This window comes from Chitinophagaceae bacterium C216, assembly GCA_028485475.2.
In the GTDB taxonomy this organism is placed as follows: Bacteria; Bacteroidota; Bacteroidia; order Chitinophagales; family Chitinophagaceae; genus Niabella; species Niabella composti.
This window is the reverse complement of the sequence record CP144143.1, coordinates 3,064,429-3,084,367: the sequence shown is the minus strand read 5'-3', so window position 1 is coordinate 3,084,367 and position 19,939 is coordinate 3,064,429. Positions and strand designations below refer to the sequence as shown.

Sequence of the window (19,939 nt, the reverse complement as noted above, 5' to 3'; positions counted from 1 at the left end):
GTTAGGTGAAATATAAATTAAAAATTATTTTAATTGAATATTGTTTGTTATATATTTACAAAACTTTTAAACTTTCCTCCTTATCCTCATTGATTTTTTTGACTAGTGCGTCTAATGTTTCAAATTTTTCTTCGGATCGCAGGAATTTTTTTACATATACGCGCAACGTACGACCGTAAATATCTTCATTGAAGTCAAACAGATTGACTTCTATAACCCTTTTTTGTCCGTCTACCGTGGGCCGGAAACCGATGCTCATCATACCTTTTATTCGTGGTCCATAACTGTTGTCATCGTTCTTTAGCGAGCCGTATACGGCATAGATGCCATCACCAGGAATAATTTTTTCTTCATTCACTACTTTGAGATTGGCGGTGGGATAACCCAGCTCCCGGCCTAATTTATCGCCATGTACCACTTCTCCTTCAAAGAAGAAATCATATCCCAAAAGTTGGTTGGTAATGGAAGTATTGCCATTTAGGATTGCTTCGCGAATTTTTGTGGAACTAATGCCGATATCTTCCAGAATGTGTTTGGGAATTTCTTTTAATTGATAATGATAGACATCTTTAAAGGCTTCTAATAATTTATAATTGCCCCGGCGGTTTTTACCAAAGCAATGGTCGTATCCTATAATGATGGTGTGTGGGTGAAATTTGTCTATCAGAAAGTTTTTCAGATAATCTTCAGGCTCCTGGTTGGCAAACGCATCGGTGAAGGGCGTTACAATGAGGTGATCCACGCCCAATTTGTCCAGCAATTCAATCTTTTCCTCTAGTGTATTAATCAGTCTTATTCCTAGTATGGATGAAGTGACAATTTTTCTGGGATGTGGGTGAAACGTGATGATGACAGACTCCCCGTCAGCTTCACGTGCTGTTTTGGTTAGCTGAGTAATAATCTTTTTGTGCCCCTCGTGCACGCCGTCAAAAGTGCCGATGGTAATTACGGCATTTCTGAATAGGGGCAGTTTATCAATATCGTAATGGATTTTCATCGGGCGCAAATTTAAGCTGATAAGTTAATAACTGACAGAATAACTTAAAACGTATCGAATAAACGAATGGTTTAAAATCTTACCTAGCAGAACACTATAGAGTTGATTGTGTTATCTTCGCACCTTTGAAAAGAATTGTTGATAGGAGTACCGCAGTACAAGTGTGCGACGCAAGACCGCTGAGTATTGTACCGGTGCCGGTAACATAATAAATATACCATGTCGTTATATTCCAAACGTGGCGTATCGGCCCAGAAAGAAGAAGTACATGAAGCAGTGAAGAACCTTGATAAGGGGTTGTATTCTAATGCATTTTGTAAAATTTATCCGGATGTACTGACAGGAGATCCTGATAGTGTAAATGTGATGCATGCCGATGGGGCAGGTACAAAGAGCATATTGGCATATTTGTACTGGAAAGAGACCGGAGATGCCAGTGTGTGGCGGGGTATTGCTCAGGATGCCATAGTGATGAATCTGGACGATTTGCTTTGTGTGGGGATTTACGATAAACTGGCCTTTTCTTCGACTATCGACAGAAACAAGACGCTGATTCCGGCCGAAGTGCTAAGTGAGGTGATTAATGGTAGTCAAGCATTTTTCGATAATATGAAGCAATACGGCGTGAATATCACCTTTATGGGTGGGGAAACTGCCGATGTAGGCGACGTGGTGCGCACCATTGCCGTAAACGGTACTATGGCGGCCAAATGGCCGAAAAGCAAGCTGATTACCAATGAAAAAATTGCAGCAGGTGATGTAATTGTAGGACTGGCTTCCTTTGGGCAAACCCATTATGAGCAAGCCTATAACAGTGGTATTGCCAGCAACGGCCTTACTAGCGCTCGACACGATGTGCTTAATAAATATTATGCCGATAATTTTCCTGAAACTTACGAGCCCTCATTAAACAAGGAAGTGGTATATATTGGTAAATACCGCATGACGGATACCATTACCATAGACGGTGCAGAGACCACTATCGGCAAGCTGATATTAAGCCCTACTCGAACTTTTGCTCCGGTGATGAAGGTGTTGCTGGAAGAACATTTCGAAGCGATTCACGGATTGATTCATTGTAGTGGAGGTGGACAGACTAAGTGCTTGAAGTATGTTCCAGATAACGTAAAAATCGTGAAGGATAATCTTTTTGCCCCTCCGGTAATTTTTGACATTATTAAGGAAGCCAGTGGGGCCGACGATAGGGAAATGTATCAGGTGTTTAATATGGGTACCCGTTTAGAAATTTATACTACTGAAGCCGCGGCAGCCGATATTATTGCTGTGGCAGCTTCATTTGGCGTGCAGGCACAAATAATAGGAAGGGTAGAAGCTGCGGATAAGAAAGGGCTAGATATCGTGCAAAATGGTGATGTAATAGCCCGTTATTAAATGATTTATTTTGTTGAAAATATAGGGAGCCGATGAGGCTCCATTTTTATTTTAAGTTTTGCATGTATTCTGATGGTGTCTGGCCGAACTGTTTTTGAAAATTGCGACCGAACTGTGTTAAAGAATGATAACCTACTTTTTCTGCAATTTCGCTCAGGGGCATGGTTCCTAGGCTCATCAACTCTACGGCTTTCTTCAGGCGGGAAAGGTTAATCATTTCGTTGGGTGAAAGATTGGATATGGATTTCACTTTACGATATAGAGTAGGGCGGCTCATATTCATGGCTAGAGCCAGATGCTCTACATCAAGGTCTTCATTGGCCATGTTTTCGACAATACAATTATTCAAGCGTTCTAGAAATTCTTCGTCGGTTTTGGTGTGAGCGATGCTTTTTATGTGTGCTAGTGGTGAGCTGATAAAATATTCCTTCAGCTTATTTCTGTTGGTAAGCAGACTAGATACCTGTGCGGCCAAGTGCTCAGGAGAGAAAGGCTTTTCAATATAGGCGTCGGCTCCTTCGTTCAATCCCTGAATTTTAGACTGCAAGGTGTTTTTGGCTGTAAGCAATATCATAGGAATATGGCTCAATTCGAAATTGGATTTGATTTTTCTGCAAAGCTCAAAGCCATCCATTTCAGGCATCATTACATCACTGATAACCAGATGAACGACTTCTTCCGATAAAATCTTTAATGCCTGGACACCATTAAGAGCTGAGAGAATGTGGTATTGCTCTCCTAGATCATCACTTAGGAATTCCAAGATATCTTCATTATCGTCAACAATTAGTATGGTGGGTTTTTCCGTGTGCACTGTAGTCTGCAAAGTTTTTTATGATTTAGCATCTAATGGTAGATGCAATGTAAAGATATTGATTCCATCAGCAGAATGTAAAACAATTGTTCCGCCTTGCAGTTCAGCCAACGATTTAGCCAGTGATAATCCGATGCCGCTTCCGGTAATTTTTTCACCGTGAGGCGTTCTAAAGAAAGGTTCAAACACTCTTTCCTGAAGTTCAGGTGGAATTACCTGTCCATCATTAGTAATGGTAATGATAACTTCTTTCTTGATATAGGAGGTGCGCAGCGTAATGTTTACACTGGATTTGCAGTATTTTATGGCATTATCAATCAGGTTGCTGATGATTTTTATGGTAGCGTCTTCATCTAGATAAGCATAAGCGTTCTTGGACGGTATAGATAGTTGGAAATTGATTTGTTTACGTTCAGCAAGAGGTAAAAAGTTTACATGCAATGTTTGGAGCAGCTCCGTAATATTTACTTGTTCTTTGTTAAGAGAAAACTCACCCGACTCTACTTTTCTAAAGTCCAATAGTTGATTGGTAAGCTCCAAAAGTCGCTGTGTATTTTTATCCATCGCACGCAGGTATTTTTCGACCTGTGGTACTTGACCGATATTGTTCATAATTTTTTCCATCGGAGCCCTGATGAGGGTAAGTGGAGTACGTATTTCATGTGCAATACTTGTGAAGAATTCTATTTTGGATTCATAAGCTTCTTTTTCCTTAGCTCTTTCGAAAAGCGCCATCTGAATTTTTTGTTTTTCTTTTTGGCGGTTGTGATAGAACATAATAACGATATACACGGCTAGTATACCTAACAGTATATAAACTGTATACGCCAGTTTGCTAAGCCACCAAGGGGGGAGAATTTCAATAGTTAAAGATTTTTCATTGTTGGCCCAATTGCCTTTACTGTCGGTGGATTTTACAACGAACCTATAAATGCCCGGCGATAAATTGGTGAAGTATACCCTGCGATTGGTTTTTATGTAATTCCAATCTTTGTCTACTCCTTCCAGCTTATAGGCATATTCAATATTTTGTGGTGATGTATAGTATAATGCAGCAAAGTCGAAGCTCAACGATGACTGCATATAATTGAGACGGATGTGCGGCGTGTTTAACAATGATTCCTGTAATGGTCCTTGTGAGTTGATATCTACATCTATATTATTCACCTGCATACTGGTGATATATACAGGAGGAACAATGTGGGGGGTGTTCAGTTGGGAGGGATCGAAGCGTATCATCCCCTTTACACTGCCAAAGTAAATGCGCCCCATACGGTCTTTAAAGGCAGAAGAGTAGTTGAATTGATCACTTAAAAGCCCATTAGCCTGTGTGAAAATGTTAAGCACACCCGTGTGAGGATTCATACGGACCAATCCTTTTGAAGTGGTAATCCAAAGAAATTGCTCATTGTCTTCAATAACGCAATACACCAGATTGCTAGGCAACCCGTTTGCTGTAGAAAAAGAACGGATGCGCTGGGTTTTGAGATTGATGCAGAAAAGCCCGTCCTCTGTGCATATCCATAATTGATGATTACTGTCTATATAAGTATAGGTAACGCGGTTCTTTTCAAGACGGTCGGTGCCGTTTTGAAGATACTTCAAGCGGCCATATCGACCTAATTCAGGGTTATAATAATACACGCCATTTTTAAAGGTGCCTAGCCATACGTTGCCATTTGCATCTTCAGTGATAGCAGAGTAGAAGCCTGAGGGGAGAAAGTCCAGTTGCCTGAAGTTTTGTTGTTGGCGGTTATATAAATAAATACCGTTAGAAGTTCCTACAAGAATCCGGTTGTTACTAGTTTTAAAAACAGAGTGAATAAAGTTGCTCTTCAGCTCGTAGGGGCCTGGTCCGTAAGCGAAATGTTTTATTACTTTTCGGGTGCGCATGTCCATGATATCCAAGCCGTGTTCGAATGTGCCGATCCAAAGATGGTCTCCATCAATCATTAATCCGTGTATGTTGGTATGAGTAAGGCCGCTATGACCATCTTTAGGGGATAGTGTGGTGAATTTGCCTGTTGCAGGGTTAAGGATGTTTAATCCTGCATCTTCGGTACCAATCCATATATTACTCCACGGATCTTCTATTATTTCTCTGACGGCATTGCCCTGAATGGTATTTGTACCGGGGATATAAAAAAATTTTTCAAAAGTGAGGTTTTGGTTAGAATAATAATTTATCCCTCCGAAATAAGTACACGCCCATATACCACCTTCGCGATCTTTAGCAAAAGAATAAACGGCGTTGTCTGATAGGGCATAGGGGTTGACAGTGTTTTTTTTAAGATGCTGAAAACTGTTTTGATGTAAATCGTATATATAGATGCCACTTTCGGTAGCAATCCAAAATTCAGTTTCTTTATTTTGAATAAAATCTCTTACATAAATTTCAGTGTTGTCATCATTATAAGTAAGGATATCTTCATAATGACCTGTGTCGGGGTTGAATTTTTTCACACCTTGACTGGAGGTGCCTACAAAAAAGAATCCCAACCCTGTATCATATATTTTGTCAATCCATCCGGAGGATGAGGGCGGAGAGTGCCAGAATACATTATAAATATTAAACGTATTGGTTCGCGAATTAAATCTTAACAGCTCTCCACTAATATTACCTATCCATATTTCTCCTTTTTGCGAACGGGTAATAGTAACGCAGAAAGACAATTCTTTGGTATTATCAAATCTTTCAAGTTTTTTGGTAGCAGGGGTGTATCGGTGCACTTTAAAACCTGCCAAAAACCATAAATTGCCCTCGTTGTCAGTAGTGATGCCGCTGATTTCAGCTTGAGGAGCATCTTTTAATAATGTAAATCTTTCAGTAGCGTAATCAAAACTAAACAAACCTCTTTCTGTGCCTACCCACAATGTTCCTTTTTCATCTTCATATAATCTCCAGATAGAATTATTGCCAATACTATTGCTATCGGAAGGATTGTTCCTATATATTTTAAATGTATATCCATCGTAGCGATTTAGTCCGTCTTTAGTTCCAAACCACAAAAAGCCTTTGCTATCCTGTAAGGTACAGATAGCTGTATTATTGGATAAGCCATCTTCTACCTGCAAGTGTTTGAAATAATAAGGCTGGGCATGCAATGAGTACATGCTAAAAGAAAACCATATACAAAGAAGGATATGTATTATACTATTACGCAACAACAACCGTTTTAGTCAAACCTACAAATATTTTAATCATTTTGTATCCTCTCGTCGCTTATATGAAAAGATTGAGACAGTTTGATGAAAAGTTGAGACAAAATAAACGGCCGTTGTATTGGGGGTAAAATAATTTTGATGGATACGATTTACTAAACACCGTCGAAAAGGTTTGCTGTATGAAATTAAATATTGTATCTGCCTGCTTGATATTTTTGTTTACTGTATTTATAGTTCAAGGTTGTGGTAAAGGCGAAACTGACCCACAGTCTACCCCCGACCCGGATCCAATAGAGAATACCGAGTATGTTAATCCTGTGTTTAAACCTATACTGGCCGATCCTACGGTAATATGGGATCCTGAGAGCGGTTATTTCTACGCTTATGGCACTGAAGATTATTGGGATACAGACAAAAAATCTCACATCGTTGCTATTGTACGCTCTAAAGATCTTGTTAATTGGACTTACTCCGGAGATGCCTTTAATGTAAAGCCTAGCTGGAAAGCCGATGGTGGTATCTGGGCACCGGATATCGCGCTTGTAAACGGTAAGTATCATCTGTACTATTCTTATTCGATATGGGCAGATCCTAATCCTGGTATAGGGCTGGCCATTGCTTCTACCCCTTCGGGCCCTTTTACCGACGTGGGTAAAATGTTTTTGTCTTCGGAAATAGGAGTACCCAACTCTATTGATCCATTTTATTATGAAGACGGAGGAAAAAAATATTTGTTCTGGGGTAGTTATAATGATTCGCCATCACAAGGAACTTATGGGGTAGAACTTACTGATGACGGGAAGGAGGTGAAAGATATGAGCCAGAAATTCAAAATTGCTGCCGGTGATTTTGAAGGGGTAAATCTTTTTAAGAAAGGAGAGTACTATTACTTTTTTGGTTCAAAGAATAATTGTTGCGATGGAGCAGCAAGTATATATCAGGTACGAGTAGGACGATCTAAAAATCTTAAAGGTCCTTATCTCGATAAAAACGGAAAGGATATTGCAGAGCGCGGCAATGGCACCCTTGTTTTACAGCGTAACGAAAAATTTGCCGGGCCTGGACATAATGCGCGATTAATAACGGATAAGAATGGTGATGACTGGATGTTATATCATGCTATGGATGTGAATAATGCCATGATTGGCGGCGTCAACCAGCGTGCATTGATGTTGGACAAAGTAAATTGGGATGCGGATGGATGGCCCATTGTTAATAATGGAACTCCTTCTTATACTCCACAGCCTAAGCCCGTATTTTAAGTGTGAGTTTATTTATGAATAACCAATCATATATTTTTTAGCATACAATTCTTTTCACTCATAAACGAAGTTGTCATATGAGATTAACACAATCGCAAGCCAAAGCATGTAATCATGCTGCACCTTTAAGTCATCTTATCATGAGAAGACTTGTAAAACGATACTTCTTTTTATTCATCCTTCTTTTTCTATCCAGTGGTATTATGGCGCAGATCATTACCGGTACTGTCACGGATGAAAAAAATGCTCCTTTACCCGGAGTGAGTGTATCGATAAAGGGAGGTACTTCAGCTACTGTAACCAATGAGCAGGGAAACTTTAGTATCGATGCACAGCCTGGTCAGACGCTGGTATTTTCTTATGTAGGTTATGCTTCGCAGGAAGTACTAGTAGGAGATAGCAAAACTATTAACGTACAACTGGCGGTTTCAGCAATAGACCTGGGTGAGGTTGTTGTGGTAGGGTACGGTACACAACAAAGAAAAGATTTGACGGGTGCCGTGTCAGTGGTAAATGCTTCGGATGTTAAAAAACGTCAGGCAACAACGGTAGCGGAGGCCTTACAGGGGCTTGCTACAGGTATTAAGGTAAGAGGAGGTGGTCGTCCCGGATCGGAAGCACAGATTCAGATTCGTGGTTTAAAAAACCTATCTAATACAAATCCATTATATGTGATAGATGGATTAATTACTACAGCTAACAGAGATTTCAATCCCAGTGATATTGAGTCTATTCAGATTTTGAAAGATGCTTCTGCTGCGGCTATTTACGGTTCGCGTGCAGCAAACGGTGTGATCATCATTACTACTAAAAAAGGTAAAGAGGGGCCGATGAAGATTGATGTATCAGCAAAGTCCGGTATTCAGATTATGCCGCGCTACGATCTTGCAGATACTAAAGAATTTACACGCTTGAACTATATGGCGTATGATAATGCCGGGGTACCCAGACAACAGTTGGATACTACTATTAATACCGACTGGCAAGACGTTGCGTTCAGAACAGGACATGTTAATGATTTAAACCTATCTTTCTCAGGAGGTGGTAAGAATGGTTCTTACCTTACATCTCTCGGCTATTTTGGAAACAAAGGAACGGTAATTAGTACATCTTTTGATAGATTCAGTTTTAGAGTGAATACTCAGGGTTCAAAAGGTATTTTCAGTATTGGTGAAAATATCGCCATCTCCAATGCAAAGGCCGATGAAATGAATGGTAACCCCATTATTGATGTTGTGCGAATGCTGCCAACCATACCTGTGTATAATCCCAATAATCCCGGTGGCTATGGCTATGGCGATGAAGCGAAAGCGCGTACGTTTGGTACCAACCCTCTTGCTATAGCTAATCTCATAGATGAAACCAATGAAAACCTTAGAATTCGTGGTAATATATGGTCGGAGCTCAAATTTACCAATTGGTTGAAATACCGTTTAAACATGGGATATGAAACCAGCCGTGATCATTACAAGTATTTTAGAAGACCGGGTAACTGGACCCTTAATCAGGCATACGAGCCTTCTATTGCTAACGAGAATAGAGCTGAGTTTGTGTCGAAACTGATAGAAAATACTTTAACATTCAAACATAAGTTCTCCAAACACGATGTAACCGTTATTGCGGGTCAGTCCTTCCAGCAGGATGATTATGCACAGATATGGGGTGAGAAACGTGAGATACTCCAAAATTCAACCGGACATTATTATGATGTGCTGGACCAGGGCGTGAATGCTAAGTTAGGAGGGTATAGAAACAGAGCCGTATTGCTTTCATACTTTGGAAGAGCTGAATATGCTTATGATGACAAGTATCTGTTAAACGTGGTTTTCAGACGGGATGGATCTTCCCGCCTCGGCGCAGGCCATAAATGGGGGAACTTCCCATCTGTATCAGCGGCTTGGCGAATCAGTAGGGAAAACTTCTTTAACGTAGATTGGGTGAATGACTTAAAGATAAGAGCCAACTATGGTACATTGGGTAGTTCTAATATTGGTTATTACGAATCCCGGGCATTTATCAATACTCTTACTACCATCACTATGGGAGTCAATCAGCAAAAACAGTTAGCTGCTACACAGGTACAGTTGGCTAATAGCGATCTGCGCTGGGAAACTTTAAGACAGCAGAACTACGGTTTTGATTTATCAGTTTTAAATAACAAGTTGTCCATATCAGCAGAATATTTTATAGCTCGTACTACCGATGTACTGTATCAATCTCCAATTCTGATGACAACAGGACACGATGGTAGTGCGCCTCGCTCCAATGCACTCACTTTACAAAATAAAGGGTGGGAGCTTTCTGCTACTTATCGTAACTATGATCATGCCTTTGGATATTATCTGGGAGCAAATCTTACTACACTTCGCAATAAAGTGGTGGAATTGGGTTATGGAAGAAATGAATTGTATGTAGGCAATACCGTTACACGAGTGGGACAGCCCATTGGTATGTGGTATATGCTGCAAACTGACGGACTGTTTCAGTCGCAAGAAGAAGTGGATAACTACAGAAATGCTGAAGGTAAAATCATACAACCTACAGCAAAACCTGGTGATATAAGATTTAAAGACAACAATGGGGATGGACAGATTACTAATGAAGATAAGGTAATAGTAGCAAGCCCCTGGCCGAAACTAGAGCTAGGATTCAATACTGGAGCCTCTTATAAGAATTTTGAATTTACTATGGATTGGTTTGGTTCTTTTGGAGCTAAGGTGTTTAATGGTCCCAGAAGTGTTACTGATAGATTCGATGATAACTCCAATTATCGTTCAGGAATCAAGCCATGGACACCGGAGAATCCTAATACTAATGTGCCTCGTGCCTATTATGCTTCTACTCTTAACTCGCGCGGTGATACTGATAGATGGCTTGAAAATGGAAGTTTCTTCCGTCTGAAGTTGATTAGCATTGCCTATAATCTTCCGGATCATTTGTTGAAGAAAATAGGATTTGCGAATGCTCAAATCTCCTTAACCGGACAGAATGTTATCACCATTACTAAATATACTGGTTTAGATCCAGAGTTTAGCAATAGCAGCATATTTGAGAAAGGGTATGATAGCGGGGTATATCCTAACGTAAAGATGTATTCTTTAGGTCTTCAGCTTGGTTTCTAAATTGAATAACGATATTAAATATAGTAGCATATGAAAAAGCTTTTATTAATACTTATTGTGGTGGTACTTCTTACTCCATCTTGTAGTAAGAGTCTGCTAGATCAGATGAACCCCAATACGCTTACTGTAGAAGAGTTCTGGAAAACAGAAGCTGATGCGGAAAAGGGAGTGAATGCTATTTATGGCATGTTTTATCAAGATGGTACTTGGGCCCGATGGATTTTCTTCAGATTGGATCTCACATCCGATGAAGGCTTCAGTAAAAGTCCCTGGATAGAGCTGGGAGACTGGACCCGTTTTCAATATGTCAATTATGATTTCTGGGAAGGGAATAACTGGACCTGGCGCGACACCTATAAAGCAATATTCAGATGTAATCAGGTGTTGAAATATGTGCCCGATATTGAGTTTAGCGATCCAACTAAAAAAGAACGGATATTGGCACAAGCAAAATTCTTGAGAGCTTTCCATTATTATTATGCCGCTTTGTTGTGGGAAAAAATACCTATTGTGCTTGAACCTCCGGTTGATCCTGGCGTACAACATCCTGAAAGTCCATTAGAGGATGTATGGGCTCAAGTAGAGAAAGATCTTAATGAGGCTGTAGTGGCTTTACCTGAAAAATGGGATGATGCTAATGTAGGCCGACCCACTAAAGGTTCTGCATATGGTATGCTTGCAAGAACGTACATGCAACAACATAAGTGGCAACAGGCAAAAACCGCTCTAGACTATTTCTTTACAGGGGCAGGCAAGGACTTGTATGACCTGGTAGATTTTAAAGAAAACTTCCGTGCTACTCAGGAAAATAATAAGGAGTCGGTATTTGAAATTCAGCACTCCAACGAAAATACTGGAGGCGATTGTGATTGTGTAGATAATAATATGGGTTCTAACAGGCCTCAGTTTTTCGCTCCAAGAGGTATTGGCTGGAGTGATGGGCAGGCAAGGTACTGGCTAGTTGAAGAGTTTAAAAAAGAAAAAACCGTGGATGGTGAAATTGATCCACGCCTTAGATATTCCTTGTTCTATCCTGATTTGGAAAAGGATTTCGGAGATAAAATATATGGTCGTAGCTGGGAATGGGATCCTGATGAAGCATGGTTTAAGAAATATTCTAGAGATTATTATCGTAATAATGAGGATTACTTCAGTGAGGTGAATAATCGCGTCATCAGATTTGCAGATATCCTATTGATGTATGCTGAGGTATTGAATGAGCTAGGACAAACTGCAGATGCTTATCAGTATGTAGATCGCGTTCGTCAACGCTCTAAAATGGCGCCACTGGCCACAAAATATCCATCAATCGGAAATAATAAGGATTTGTTTAGAGAAAGATTAAAAGTGGAAAGAGCATTGGAACTATGCGGGGAGAGTGTTCGTTGGGCTGATTTAAAGCGTTGGGGCGATTTAGATACACAGGAAAAAGTAAATATAGTAGCACAACGCGACCCTGACTTTAAAAACTTTGAAGTAGGTAAGCATATTCGCCTCCCGATACCACAGGTTGAGGTGCTGAATAACCCCTACCTGAATCAAAATCCCAAATATTAATTCATGATAGTGTTCATATAAGCAATGCTACTATGTTAAAAGTCTTACTCTATAAGGTGATTACTGGTTATATCTGGCTGCATTCTTTTGTATGTGCATGGGGGTGTGCCAGAGATACCAGCATTCCTGACAAGGATCCTATTCCTGAGATGAAGCCAAAAACCATAAAGTGGGATAACGCAACATTGGTAAAAATAGCCGCACCTCCTCAGGGTAAACCTTATGCTGGGTACGCCAGACTAATAGAGTTACAAGACGCTCGTTTATTATGTGTATACGAATCTGACGGCCATATTTGGCAGACTATAAGCGAAGACAAGGGGAAAACTTGGCAGGGGGCCAAGATTGTTGCAGCACAAGAAGATGGCATCAATATGGCTGTTCCGGATATTCTACAATTACGGAACGGCCATTTATTACTCATGTATAATCCTCGCCCATATAATATAGATCCATCGCGACGTTTTGCCATAAGGGTTAAGATTAGTACCGATAATGGTGATACTTGGTCCGAGGCTAAGGAAATTTATCGAGCAGGGTATCAATTTGAAAACGGTTGTTGGGAGCCCGCTGCTATTCAATTACCCGATGGTACTATACAGTTGTTTTTTGCGAATGAAGGTATTTACACGCAATCTGATGAGCAGAATATTTCCATGCTTATCTCTACTGATAATGGGCAAACTTGGACTACCGACCCCAAGATTATCAGTTTCAGAGCAGGTAAGCGCGACGGTATGCCCGTTCCCTTACTTTTAAAAGGAGAAGAGCGTATTGCAGTTGCTATTGAAGACAACGGCTTTGTTAACTTCAAACCATATATTATTACCAATACACTTCAGGAAAATTGGAGTGAAACCGTATTAAGTGATAGTCCCAATCGAATTTATGCAATGGCAAAGCCGGTTGATGATGAAGTATATGCGGGTGCCCCTTATCTGCGTCAGCTCTCCACCGGCGAAACAATTTTATCTTACCAAGGTACAGAGGGACGACCATCTCACAGGCTGGAAGATGCCGTTATGAAAGTGATGGTAGGAGATGAACAAGCAAGAAACTTTGATAACCGAACCGAACCGTTTAATATACCCGCCGGAAAGCATGGTTTATGGAATAGTGTTTCTGTCCTGAGTGATGATACCATTATCGCTATCACGAGTACGAATGCTTTCAGTAATGGTCCTACAGAGGTATGGATGATAAAAGGTCGATTAGTCAAGTAATCTATTAAGCAATAACATATAGTTTTTCATGCAAAGCAGGGGAGCCATTTTATTACTAATAATTTTCATCACGATTTGTTTCTCATCCAAGGCACAGCTAAGACCTGTACTGGATATAGATTTCCCGGATCCTACAGTGATTGAGGCTAATGGCAGGTATTATGCTTTTGCCACTAATACAGGAAGCGGAGGAAATTACAGACGTGTACAGGTAGCTGTGTCAGATGATTTACAGGATTGGAAGCTATTGGGTGATGCTTTACCACAGTTACCTGCTTGGGCTTCGACACATTTTTGGGCTCCGCATGTGTTATATCATGAGGAGCTACAGCGGTATGTACTATTTTTTTCGGCCCAGTCAAAAGACACTTCGCGCCAGCGAATGGGGATCGGCGTCGCTTTTTCAAAAAATCCCGAGGGACCGTATATTCCTGAGCCGGAAGCCTTAATGATTGATACGGGGTTTAAAACAATAGATCCCATGGTAATGAAAGATCCCAAGACCCAAAAGTACTATATCACATGGGGGTCTGATTTTGCACCTATAAAAATTAGAGAACTACACTCATCCATGACCCGTTTTGCCGACGGTTCCTCCGAAAAAGTCCTTATTCCCGCCGGAAAAGATAAAGCATATGCACGTTTGGTAGAAGCTCCATGGATCGATTTTCAGGATGGCTTTTATTATTTGTATTATTCGGGCGATAACTGTTGTGGGGCAGAAGCTAACTACGCTGTTCTAGTGGCACGCGCTACTAGTATTACAGGCCCATATACCCGATTGGGCGAGTGGAATAAGACACAGCATAGTGTTATCCTGGAAAAAGATCAAAATTTAATGGCCCCGGGGCATAATAGTATTATACAAGACAAATCTGGAAAAAAGTGGATTGCCTATCACGCCATCCCTATGGATAGGTTTAAGGAGGGAAGATATGCACGTCTGATGTATCTCAGCCCTATTGAATACAAAAATGGGTGGCCGGTAGTCAAGAAATAGTGTTTTTTTATTGGGGTTATTTAAGCTGCAATTTTGAATTGCCAATCAAAATAATTAGGGATGATGGGTAAAAATGAGACAAATAGTAATAATTATGAGACATTATTGACATTGTAAGCGTAGCGTAACATCTATATTAGCAACTTGATTATTGAGGAAAGATTGCGTGTGATATGAAATCTTCTTGCCATATTTACTGATGTTAATTTATTTAAACATTAATTGACTGAGATGAAGTTTAAAATGAAGTTTACGGTAGCTGCTATAATAGCCGCTGCATTAGGAATGCCTGTTATGGCTCAGAGTTGGAAACCTGTCGAAGGGAAAATTATGACCCCTTGGGCTGAAAAAGTAAATCCGAATCGTCCTTTGCCAGAGTATCCCCGCCCACAGTTAAAAAGAACGGGCAACTGGCAAAACCTAAATGGATTATGGAAATATGCAATTACTGCTGAATCTCAGAAGAGTTTTCCCGCGTCGTATGAAGGACATATATTAGTGCCTTATCCCATAGAGTCCGCTTTATCTGGAGTGGGAAAGCAGGTTGGTAAAAGTAAAGCTCTGTGGTACAAAACCGAGTTTACATCGCCTAATTTGTCTAAAGGGAATCAGCTCCTATTGCATTTTGGTGCAGTAGACTGGAGAGCTGATGTATATGTAAATGGAAAACATGTTGGAACGCATGAAGGTGGTTTTGATCCATTTTCTTTCAATATTACTGCTTATCTGAAGAAAGGGAAAAAGCAAGAATTGGTAGTGCGTGTGTGGGATCCTACAGATGAAGGCCCTCAACCTAGAGGAAAGCAGGTAAATAAACCCGAAGGAATCTGGTATACTCCAGTTACCGGTATCTGGCAGACTGTATGGACAGAAGTAGTGCCTGCGGCCTATATTGCCGCAACTAAGCATACACCTGATGTAGATAATAAAGTGCTTAAAGTAAAGGCAGATCTTGCAGGTGCTCAGGTAGGAGATGTTGTAAAATTCGTGGCATATGATGGTGCTCAGCAAATTGGGGAAACCACTTTGCCTTCGGGAGTAGAGGGAGAAATTGCAATTGCTAATCCGAAATTATGGTCACCATCTTCCCCACATTTATATAAACTAAAAATTTATCTCACGCGAGGTGGTCGTCAGATAGATTACGCAGAAAGTTATTTTGCAATGCGTAAATCCTCCCTTAAAAAGGATGCTAATGGCATCAACCGTCTTGCATTGAACGATCAGTTTCTATTTCAATATGGTCCGTTGGATCAGGGATGGTGGCCCGATGGTTTGTATACAGCACCTACTGATGAAGCGCTGTTGTTTGATATAGTAAAAACCAAAGAGATGGGCTTTAATATGATCCGCAAACATATTAAACTGGAACCTGCTCGTTGGTATTATTACTGTGATAGTGTAGGTATTCTGGTATGGCAAGATATGCCCAGCGGTGATATGGGTGGCAATAAATGGGATATGCATCCTGGTAAGATATCCGGTCGTAACCATGATAAACAACGTAGCTCCGAATCGGAAGCATACTACAGGAAAGAGTGGAAAGCAATAATGGATGCCTACCATAACTTCCCCTCTATTGTGGTGTGGGTGCCGTTTAATGAAGCATGGGGGCAGTTTAAAACTGTAGAAATTACAGAGTGGACAATGAATTACGATCCTTCTCGCCTAGTAAATAGTGCTAGTGGGGGTAATTTCTTCTACACTGGGCATATATTGGATATTCATAATTATCCCGATCCCAGCATGCCCGATCCAAATATTTTTGGAAATGGTCCAGCTGCGCTGGTACTGGGCGAGTTTGGAGGATTAGGACTGCCTATTGAAGGGCATACCTGGCAGGATAAAAATAATTGGGGATACCAAAGCTTCAAGAACAAAGACGAATTAATGCAGCGTTACACACGCTTAATGAAAGATTTGAAGCCATTGATTTCATTAGGATTGTCCGCGGCGGTATACACCCAAACTACCGATGTAGAAATAGAAACCAACGGTATTTTGACTTACGATAGAAAAGTAGTGAAGATGCCTGAGGCAACATTGAAAAGCTTACATCAGGAGTTGTATAATGTTTCGGTGAAATAAGTAACCTAAACTAAAGATTATGGTTCCGTTTGGAAGGATTTGTATACTCAGTGGGGCTTTATTGTGTTGTTTAGGGAATGCTCATTTCCTATTCGCACAGGCTTCAAAAGAGAAACGCTCCAAAGTTACCATAGTGGATCGGCCCGATAATTCAGTAGGCAACCGATTCTATCCTTCCAACAGAAAACCATTGCTACCGTCTTATTTTATCAAACTTCCAGTAGGAACTATTAAGCCTAAAGGATGGCTGTTAAGGTATCTGGAATTGCAACGCGATGGTTTGACCGGTCATTTAGGAGAAATCAGCGCCTGGCTATCAAAGAAAGATAATGCCTGGCTTAGTAAAGATGGGAAAGGTAACAATGGTTGGGAAGAAGTTCCCTATTGGTTAAAAGGATATGCCAATTTGGGATATATTCTGGATGATCCAAAGATCATTAGCGAAGCCAAAATCTGGATAGATGCTGTACTGAACAGTCAGCAAAAAAACGGCTACTTCGGTCCTTTAATTATCAAAAACGGAAAGCCTGATCTGTGGGGCAACATGATTATGTTATGGTGCCTGCAGTCTTACCACGAATACAGCGGAGATGAGAGCGTACTGCCATTTATGGAAAAATATTTCCAATGGCAGTACAATCTTCCTGATAGTTTAATGCTTAAAGATTATTGGGAGAATAGCCGGGGAGGGGATAATATTTTAAGTGTATATTGGTTATATAACCGTACAGGAAAAGAATGGCTGCTAAAGTTGGCAGAAAAACTTCATCGTAATACAGCCAACTGGCGACAGCCCGGAACACTTTCCAACTGGCATAATGTAAACATAGCTCAAGGTTTTAGAGAACCAGCAACTTATTATTTGCAGTCTCACAATATTGCTGATCTAAAAGCCACTTATAATAGCTTCAGAACTATTCGGGAGAAATATGGCCATGTACCGGGAGGGATGTTTGGAGCTGATGAGAACGCGCGTGAAGGTTATACCGATCCTCGTCAAGGTGTGGAAACTTGTGGTATAGTGGAACAAATGGCTTCTAATGAAATATTGATTGGTATTACCGGCGATCCTTTCTGGGCCGATCATGCAGAAGAAGTAGCGTTTAATACTTATCCCGCTGCGGTAATGCCCGATTTTAAAGCATTGCGATATATTACCAGTCCTAATATGGCTATTAGCGATAGCAGAAATCATCATCCGGGGATTGACAATAACGGACCTTTCTTAATGATGAATCCTTTTAGTTCTCGTTGTTGTCAGCATAATCATGCGCAGGGGTGGCCTTATTATTCGGAACATGTATTTATGGCTACGCCCGATAATGGACTGGCTGCAGTACTTTATTGCGAAGCGGTAGTAAAAGCTAAAGTTGGAGATGGAGAAGAAGTGGAAATAGAATCGCAGGGGCGTTATCCTTTTGATGAGATGATCAGTTTTACTATTCGCACCCCCAAAACCGCTGTGTTTCCATTCTATTTAAGAATACCGGCATGGTGCGAACAGGCGCAACTGCGTATCAACGGTAAAATTGTTCAACAGAAAATCAAGCCGGCTGCTTATATAAAAATTGATCGACACTGGAAGAATGGAGATCAGGTGCAGTTAGTATTGCCAATGAAATTAACCGTAAAACAGTGGACGGCTAATAAAAATAGTATTAGCATTAATAGAGGACCATTAACCTATTCTTTAAAAATAAAAGAACAGTATGTAAAAGCGGATAGCAGAGCTTCTGCCATTAGTGACTCCAGATGGCAGGAGACTGCAGATCCTGAAAAATGGCCTTCGTTTGAAATTTATCCCGCATCAGCCTGGAATTATGGTTTGTTGTACAATGGCGAGGGGCCTTCCGCCGTATTTCAAGTTGTGAAAAAATCTTGGCCTGCGGATAATTTCCCATTTTCTCAACAAAGCGTTCCTATAGCTATCATGGCGAAGGGAAAGAGAATTCCGTCTTGGACAATTGATCAATATGGGCTTACAGACACATTACCCCAGAGTCCTGTAAAAACAACAACGTTGCCGGAAACGATAGAGCTAATACCCATGGGAGCTGCACGATTGAGAATTGCAGCTTTTCCTGTGGTAGAGTAATTATGAAGCTTGTGAGATATTTTCCTTATAGTGAATCGAATATTATTTCTTCTCACGATAAATGTATGTTATGCTAAGAAAGTATTTTATTTTACTGATATTACCGGCTATATGTTTGATAGCCGCTTGTGGCAATAGTAATAATCAGGAGGAGAGTGCACAGGCTGAAGCAAATGTGCGCACCATATGGACAGCTGAAAAAGCAAATGAGTGGTATGCCAATCAACCTTGGTTTGTAGGAGCTAATTTTCTACCGAGTACAGCTATCAATCAACTGGAGATGTGGCAGGAAGAAACTTTTGATACTACTACTATAGATAGAGAACTTGCTCTGGCAGCATCGATTGGTATGAATGTGATGCGTGTTTACTTACACGATCTTATTTGGCAACATGATGAGCAGGGTTTTTATGACCGCATTAATAAATTTCTTGAAATTGCCGACAAGCACGGTATAAAAATAATATTTACCATTTTTGACTCCTGCTGGGATCCTTTTCCAAAACCGGGTAAACAGAGAGAGCCCAAGCCTTTTGTACATAACTCAGGATGGGTGCAAAGTCCAGGACAGAATGTATTAAAAGACTCTACCCAATATCCCATGATGGAAAAATATGTTAAAGCCATTGTAAAGCAGTTTGCGAACGATGAGCGTATCCTGATGTGGGATGTATGGAATGAACCCGATAATATGACAGGCCCCTCTTACGAGAAGGTGGAAATCCCTAATAAAGTTGAATTGGTACTACCTTTATTGAAGAAGACATTTGAATGGGCAAGATCGGTGAATCCTAGCCAGCCGCTTACTTCGGGGGTATGGGCAGGTAATTGGGAAAGTGACAGTACACTTAAGCCCATCGAACGACTGCAATTGGAAGAGTCTGATGTTATTTCTTTCCATTGCTACGATGATTCGATCACCCTTGCTAAGAAGATCCAACAATTACAGCGTTACAATAAGCCTCTATTTTGTACCGAGTATATGGCACGTCCAAATAAGAGTACTTTTCAATCTTCACTACCTGTAGCTAAAGCCAATAAAGTAGCTATGGTGAACTGGGGATTTGTAGATGGCAAGTCTCAAACTATTTATCCCTGGGATAGCTGGACTAAAACCTACACATCAGAACCTCCACTATGGTTTCATGATATATTCAGAAAAGACGGTACACCATATATGCAGGAGGAGGTTGATTTTATAAAAGAGATAACCGGAAAATAATA

At 40.6% G+C, this 19,939-nt stretch carries 12 protein-coding genes; 9 read left to right on the top strand and 3 right to left on the bottom strand.

Going from position 1 to position 19,939, the window contains the following annotated elements; all coding sequences use genetic code 11:
• Positions 1-55: 55 nt before the first annotated feature.
• Entirely contained in the window at positions 56-997 is a 942-nt protein-coding gene (locus PIECOFPK_RS13280) for a bifunctional riboflavin kinase/FAD synthetase (RefSeq protein WP_330973789.1), read from the bottom strand.
• Positions 998-1,216: 219 nt separating this feature from the next.
• Here PIECOFPK_RS13280 and PIECOFPK_RS13275 point away from each other — a divergent pair, with 219 nt between their 5' ends.
• Positions 1,217-2,389 carry an AIR synthase related protein gene (locus tag PIECOFPK_RS13275; RefSeq protein WP_330973790.1) on the top strand — a complete coding sequence of 391 codons (1,173 nt, stop codon included), beginning with the start codon at positions 1,217-1,219 and terminating at the stop codon, positions 2,387-2,389.
• A 46-nt stretch (positions 2,390-2,435) separates the two neighbouring features.
• Here the strand turns inward: PIECOFPK_RS13275 and PIECOFPK_RS13270 are convergent, their stop codons facing one another.
• Both PIECOFPK_RS13270 and PIECOFPK_RS13265 read right to left on the bottom strand, forming a co-directional pair.
• Positions 2,436-3,215 (bottom strand): response regulator, encoded by a 780-nt coding sequence (locus PIECOFPK_RS13270; protein ID WP_330973791.1) that lies wholly within the window; start codon positions 3,213-3,215, stop codon positions 2,436-2,438.
• 6 nt (positions 3,216-3,221) lie between these two features.
• On the bottom strand, positions 3,222-6,317 hold the full coding sequence (locus tag PIECOFPK_RS13265) for a two-component regulator propeller domain-containing protein (protein WP_409966108.1): 3,096 nt from the start codon (positions 6,315-6,317) through the stop codon (positions 3,222-3,224).
• A 230-nt stretch (positions 6,318-6,547) separates the two neighbouring features.
• Here PIECOFPK_RS13265 and PIECOFPK_RS13260 point away from each other — a divergent pair, with 230 nt between their 5' ends.
• The 8 genes from PIECOFPK_RS13260 to PIECOFPK_RS13225 all read left to right on the top strand — a co-directional run bounded on the left by PIECOFPK_RS13260 (position 6,548) and on the right by PIECOFPK_RS13225 (position 19,937).
• A complete protein-coding gene (locus PIECOFPK_RS13260) occupies positions 6,548-7,630 on the top strand; it encodes a family 43 glycosylhydrolase (RefSeq protein WP_330973793.1) in 1,083 nt (360 codons plus the stop codon).
• 77 nt (positions 7,631-7,707) lie between these two features.
• Positions 7,708-10,752, top strand: coding sequence for a SusC/RagA family TonB-linked outer membrane protein (locus PIECOFPK_RS13255; protein WP_330973794.1), 3,045 nt, complete (start codon positions 7,708-7,710; stop codon positions 10,750-10,752).
• Positions 10,753-10,782: 30 nt separating this feature from the next.
• Complete coding sequence (locus PIECOFPK_RS13250) at positions 10,783-12,309, top strand: RagB/SusD family nutrient uptake outer membrane protein (RefSeq protein WP_330973795.1); 1,527 nt, start codon at positions 10,783-10,785, stop codon at positions 12,307-12,309.
• Between the two features lie 32 nt (positions 12,310-12,341).
• The gene (locus PIECOFPK_RS13245) at positions 12,342-13,532 is read left to right on the top strand and encodes a sialidase family protein (protein ID WP_330973796.1); all 1,191 of its coding nucleotides are present in this window, start codon (positions 12,342-12,344) and stop codon (positions 13,530-13,532) included.
• A 28-nt stretch (positions 13,533-13,560) separates the two neighbouring features.
• Positions 13,561-14,532 carry a glycoside hydrolase family 43 protein gene (locus tag PIECOFPK_RS13240; RefSeq protein ID WP_409966107.1) on the top strand — a complete coding sequence of 324 codons (972 nt, stop codon included), beginning with the start codon at positions 13,561-13,563 and terminating at the stop codon, positions 14,530-14,532.
• Positions 14,533-14,763: 231 nt separating this feature from the next.
• Positions 14,764-16,620, top strand: a complete 1,857-nt coding sequence (locus PIECOFPK_RS13235) for a glycoside hydrolase family 2 protein (protein WP_409966106.1) — start codon at positions 14,764-14,766, stop codon at positions 16,618-16,620.
• Positions 16,621-16,639: 19 nt separating this feature from the next.
• Positions 16,640-18,715, top strand: a complete 2,076-nt coding sequence (locus PIECOFPK_RS13230) for a beta-L-arabinofuranosidase domain-containing protein (RefSeq protein WP_409966105.1) — start codon at positions 16,640-16,642, stop codon at positions 18,713-18,715.
• A gap of 70 nt (positions 18,716-18,785) precedes the next feature.
• Complete coding sequence (locus PIECOFPK_RS13225; protein WP_409966104.1) at positions 18,786-19,937, top strand: cellulase family glycosylhydrolase; 1,152 nt, start codon at positions 18,786-18,788, stop codon at positions 19,935-19,937.
• The last annotated feature ends 2 nt before the right edge of the window (positions 19,938-19,939 follow it).